We start from the raw sequence: 1,787 nt of genomic DNA, 5'->3' as shown, positions 1-1,787 counted from the left end.
ATTTTATCAAATTAACCGATTAAAAGTTTGTCTACTTTATGGGGGTCATTCCATAGTCTTACCACTCCCCCATTCCCCTTCAAGAGATATAATAAATGTCTCATTTTGAGAATAATTTAATATTCCTTGTGCAACTCTTGAAGCATATGGTGCAAATTTTAAATCATCACCATCTTCTACATTTTTTTTTGGTATATCACGATGCTGCATTTTTATCCCTTTATTGCTTTTCATTTTTTACTTCGCTATATTCCATTTTTCATAACTTAGGCAAATTCTCTCTAAAAATCACCAAAATCTCTATCTGCGTCTCTGAAACGCTGTAAATTATGGAGTATCCTTGATAGACCAGTTTTCTGGTGTTTACTGAGAGTTCTTCAGTGGGTCTTCCTGCTTTTGGAAAGTTTGAGAGCGTTTGGATGATGTAGTTTTTCATTTTATCCAAGTACCTGTCGGCAACTTCCTCATTTTTTGTTTGTTCGTAAATATATTTCGCTTGTTCCACTAAGTTGGCAACTGCCGTTTTTGAAAAAACTATTTTATGCACGGTAGGAGTTCTTTGCTGCTTCAAAGGCATCGTCGATGTCTAAAAAGTCGCCCTTTTGAATCTCTTTAATGGCATTTTGGACATCTTGTTTTATTTTTGCATGTGTGGCATTGTATTCATCGAGTGAAATGATGACGACCGACTTGTTATTTTTCGTCGTCACTATCACCTCTTCGTTGTTCTCACACACATCTTCTATGATGCTTTTTAAATTATTTCTAGCACTTGTGTAGTTTAACGCCTGCATTTTAAAACCTTTTATGACAGAATACTGTCATTGTAACATATTTCATCTAACAAGCGTTTTTTTCAGATACACAAATATTGGTAAGTTTTTTATACCAAATTCCCATATTTATAGTACGCAGCACATGCGCCCTCAGAGCTTACCATACAGCTTCCTATCGGTGAAGTCGGTTTACATGCAGTTCCGAAAATCGTACACTCAGGAGGGCTTGCCATGCCTCTTAAAATGTCTCCGCAGATGCAGAGTTTGTGGTCTTCTATCTCGCCGAGCGGGAGAACATCTTTGTAGATTATTTCAGCATCATAATCTTTGAACTCAGGTTTTATTTTTAGTCCGCTTTTTGGGATATTGCCTAAACCTCGCCATTTGAACAGGTCTGTTTTTTCAAAATATTTGTTTACCAGCTCCTGCGCTTTGACGTTTCCATCGTAAGTGACAAGCCGTTTGTACTCCACTTCAAGCTCACATCTGTCCTCTACGAACTGTTTTACTATCATGCTGATTGCCTGCATGACATCAACCGGCTCAAAACCAGAGACAACCACGGGACGCTTATAATCCCTTGGAAACTCCTCATAGATTTTACTTCCGCTTATCACGCTTACATGTGAAGGTCCTAGAAATGCGTCTATTTTGTTGTTGTAACTATCTACATGTATATCTCTGCTATCTATCAGCTCACGCATAACTTCGGGAACGGTTACATGGTTTATGTGAAAGAAGATATTTTTGATGTTCTGCTTTATAACCGCATCAAGAAGTGCGGCGGTCATTGGTGTCGTCGTCTCAAATCCTATGGCGAAAAAGATGATTTTTTTAGTCGGATTCTCTTTTGCGATTTTTAAACACTCTAAGGGCGAATAGACAAAACGAACATCTGCACCCTTGCTTCTTGCATCTTGAAGAGTTCCTCTACTGCCCGGTACTTTTATCATATCGCCCAGAGTAACCAAAATCACATCTTGAAGCATCGCCAGAACATAAGCGTGATCA

At 38.4% G+C, this 1,787-nt stretch carries 4 protein-coding genes; all 4 read right to left on the bottom strand.

Annotated elements, in window-relative coordinates:
* Positions 1 to 45: 45 nt before the first annotated feature.
* Positions 46 to 210 (bottom strand): P-loop NTPase fold protein, encoded by a 165-nt coding sequence (locus RQ763_RS11635; RefSeq protein ID WP_314153157.1) that lies wholly within the window; start codon positions 208 to 210, stop codon positions 46 to 48.
* Positions 211 to 259: 49 nt separating this feature from the next.
* Positions 260 to 547: a type II toxin-antitoxin system RelE/ParE family toxin gene (locus RQ763_RS11630; protein ID WP_314153156.1), complete on the bottom strand. Its 288-nt coding sequence runs from the start codon at positions 545 to 547 to the stop codon at positions 260 to 262.
* Entirely contained in the window at positions 540 to 794 is a 255-nt protein-coding gene (locus RQ763_RS11625) for a type II toxin-antitoxin system Phd/YefM family antitoxin (RefSeq protein WP_314153154.1), read from the bottom strand. The genes RQ763_RS11630 and RQ763_RS11625 overlap by 8 nt, the downstream gene beginning before the upstream one ends.
* 89 nt (positions 795 to 883) lie before the next feature.
* On the bottom strand, positions 884 to 1,787 hold a 904-nt coding region (gene hypD / locus RQ763_RS11620), incomplete at its 5' end, for a hydrogenase formation protein HypD (protein WP_314153153.1).

It is taken from the genome of Sulfurimonas sp., assembly GCF_032250635.1.
GTDB lineage: Bacteria > Campylobacterota > Campylobacteria > Campylobacterales > Sulfurimonadaceae > Sulfurimonas.
Note: the sequence above shows the minus strand (reverse complement) of the source record. Positions and strands in the feature narration are given on the sequence as shown.

Coding starts and splice junctions, on each gene's coding strand:
- RQ763_RS11635 (WP_314153157.1), bottom strand. CDS start 210: ATGCAGCATCGTGATATACCAAAAAAAAATGTAGAAGATGGTGATGAT.
- RQ763_RS11625 (WP_314153154.1), bottom strand. CDS start 794: ATGCAGGCGTTAAACTACACAAGTGCTAGAAATAATTTAAAAAGCATC.